The organism is Peptostreptococcus sp., from assembly GCF_977045075.1.
This window is the reverse complement of record NZ_CDRRTB010000133.1, coordinates 1-2,737: the sequence shown is the minus strand read 5'-3', so window position 1 is coordinate 2,737 and position 2,737 is coordinate 1. Positions and strand designations below refer to the sequence as shown.

The following is a 2,737-nucleotide window of genomic DNA, read 5'->3' as shown; positions in this document are numbered from 1 at the left end:
GAAATGAACAAGCCTGTAAATGTCCTATCCGGAGGGGAAAAAACTAGGGTACTACTAGCAAAACTCCTTCTTAGTAAGCCATCCTTACTGCTACTAGATGAGCCTACCAACCACCTAGATGCCGATGCCATAGAATGGTTGGAAGCATTTTTAAGGTCTTATGGGGAAACAATAATGATAATTTCCCATGACAGGTACTTCCTAGACCAGTCCGTAAATAGAATTTTCGAAATGGAAAACAAACGTCTTACCAGCTATAATGGTAATTACACAGACTACCAGAAGCAGGCTAAGATCAATAGGGAAATAAGACTTAGGCAGTATGAAAACCAACAAAGAGATATAAAAAAACAGGAAGAATCAATCGAAAGACTCAAGGCCTATGGTAGGGAAAAGCACCTAAAGAGGGCCAGGTCTAAAGAAAAAATGCTAGATAAGGTAGACAGGCTAGATAAGCCTCAGGAACTGAGAAAAAAGGCTAGATTCAACTTTGTTCTTAGACACCACAGTGGAAATGATGTACTAAAGGCCCAGGGTCTAGGCAAGTCCTTTGGTGATAGAAAGCTTTTTGAAGGTGTAGACTTTGACCTCTATAGGGGGGAGAAGGTGGCCTTAATAGGACCAAACGGAGTGGGTAAGTCAACCCTTTTTAAGATAATAATGGGGGATGAAAGTCAGGACCAGGGTGAATATAAGCTTGGTCAGGGTGTAGATATAGCCTACTTCCACCAGGAACAAAAGTCTCTAAATCTAGAAAATTCAATAATAGACGAGGTTTGGGATGATAATCCTCACATGACTCAGACGGAGGTCAGAAATTTACTGGGGGCCTTTCTGTTTGAGGGCGAGGATGTATTTAAGAGCATAAGGAGCCTAAGTGGTGGAGAAAGGGCCAGGGTAGCGATTCTAAAGTTGATCCTTTCCAAATCTAACCTTCTATTGCTAGACGAGCCAACAAACCACCTAGATATTGATTCAAAAGAAGTTCTAGAGGATGCCCTTAAGGAATATGAGGGAACTCTTCTAACTATATCGCATGATAGATATTTCCTTAACACAGTTGTTGATAGAATACTGGTACTTAAGCCGAATGGAATAGAAGAATATTTGGGTAACTACGAATATTATCAAAATAAGAAGAAAGAGGAGTCTGAAAAAAGTTATTTGGCAGAGATGGAAGACCTGCCAAGCAAGACAAAGACTCAAATTAAGGAAGAAAGAAGACGAGAAAAAGAGCTTAAGAAAAACGAAAATAAGGCCAAAAAGCTAATAAAAGATATAGAAATTGAGATAGAATTACTAGAAAAGCAAATTGGTGGTCTAGACTATATGCTTTGTCAGGAAGAGGTATACACTAGTCCAGAGCGCACTAGGGAGGTCAACCAGGAAAAAAGTGATTTAGAGAAGCGTTTGTCCAAATTATACGAAAAATGGGAGCAAATAGTAGAATAAAAGTGTTTTAAATTTATCGAATATGAGGTATAATATATATTATAATTGTGTAAAATGCTAGAGTTGACTCTTTTTTTAACAAGGATTAACTTTTAAGGTTATAAAATATAGGATACTAGGAGGACGATAATGGGGAATAAAAATATTTCTATGGCCGTAATTAGAAGATTACCTAAGTATTATAGATATTTAGCAGACCTACTGTCAAAGGATGTACAGAGGATATCTTCAAAAGAATTAAGCGAAATAATAGGCTTTACAGCTTCTCAGATTAGACAGGACCTTAATAACTTTGGTGGCTTTGGTCAGCAGGGATACGGATATAATGTAGAGGCCCTTCATAGGGAAATAGGAAAGATACTTGGGCTAGATAGGAAATACCGTGCAATCTTAATTGGTGCTGGTAACCTAGGCCAGGCCTTGACTAACTATACAGGTTTTAGGCTAGCTGGATTTGAAACTATTGCAGTATTTGATGCAAATCCAAAGATGATTGGTCTAAAGATAAGAGACTTTGAAATAATGGACTCAGATAATGTAGAGGAATTTGTCAGGGAAAATAATGTAGATATAGCTATAGTATGTATACCAAAAAATGGCGCTCAGCTTGTTGCAGACAAGCTTGTTAGGGCAGGCATAAAGGGTATTTGGAACTTTGCCCCAATAGACCTTGAAGTGCCAAGCAATATTATAGTAGAGAATGTAAACCTAACAGAGAGCCTATTCACTCTTTCTTACCTAATGAAGGAAAATGTAGAAGACTAGGCTATAATTGGAATTTATAAGTAGATAATATAGATATAGGATGGAAGCACGACTTTTGTCCTATATTTTTTTGTCATTTTTAAATTAATGATAAGAAGAGGATTAATTGATAATGAAAATAAATAATTATAGATATATCATTCTCAATTAAGATAAAAATTAAAAAAATTACTAAAAATTAGAAATAAAAAAGTATGTAATATCAATAAACTAAAGCTGAGATAAATTTTTTTATTTTTTTTAAAAAAATCAATTGCAAAAAGAGGGGGAGTTTGTTATAATAAGGCTATCGATAAAATATAATTAATTAGGAGGAAATAAAAATGGCATACGTAATTAAAGATTCTTGTATAGCTTGTGGTGCTTGTGCAGCTGAATGTCCAGTATCTTGTATAACTGATGGAGATATCTATGTTATAGATGGTTCAGCTTGTATAGATTGTGGATCATGTGCTGGTGTTTGTCCAGTTGATGCTCCTCAGCCAGAATAATAACAAGAGCAAATTTAGAATTTAAGGGT

3 protein-coding genes are annotated in these 2,737 nt (G+C 35.8%); all 3 read left to right on the top strand.

Annotation, left to right across the window (positions count from 1 at the left end; translation table 11 throughout):
* Window positions 1-1,452, top strand: a 1,452-nt coding sequence (locus ACW6OJ_RS07920) for an ABC-F family ATP-binding cassette domain-containing protein (protein ID WP_456096260.1), incomplete at its 5' end; no start/stop codon positions are given.
* Window positions 1,453-1,581: 129 nt separating this feature from the next.
* Complete coding sequence (locus ACW6OJ_RS07915) at window positions 1,582-2,217, top strand: redox-sensing transcriptional repressor Rex (protein WP_293425961.1); 636 nt, start codon at window positions 1,582-1,584, stop codon at window positions 2,215-2,217.
* A gap of 323 nt (window positions 2,218-2,540) precedes the next feature.
* Entirely contained in the window at window positions 2,541-2,708 is a 168-nt protein-coding gene (locus ACW6OJ_RS07910; protein WP_293425963.1) for a DUF362 domain-containing protein, read from the top strand.
* The last annotated feature ends 29 nt before the right edge of the window (window positions 2,709-2,737 follow it).

Bases quoted from the DNA above. Each gene is read 5' to 3' on its own strand.
- ACW6OJ_RS07915 (WP_293425961.1), top strand. From the start codon at position 1,582: ATGGGGAATAAAAATATTTCTATGGCCGTAATTAGAAGATTACCTAAG.
- ACW6OJ_RS07910 (WP_293425963.1), top strand. From the start codon at position 2,541: ATGGCATACGTAATTAAAGATTCTTGTATAGCTTGTGGTGCTTGTGCA.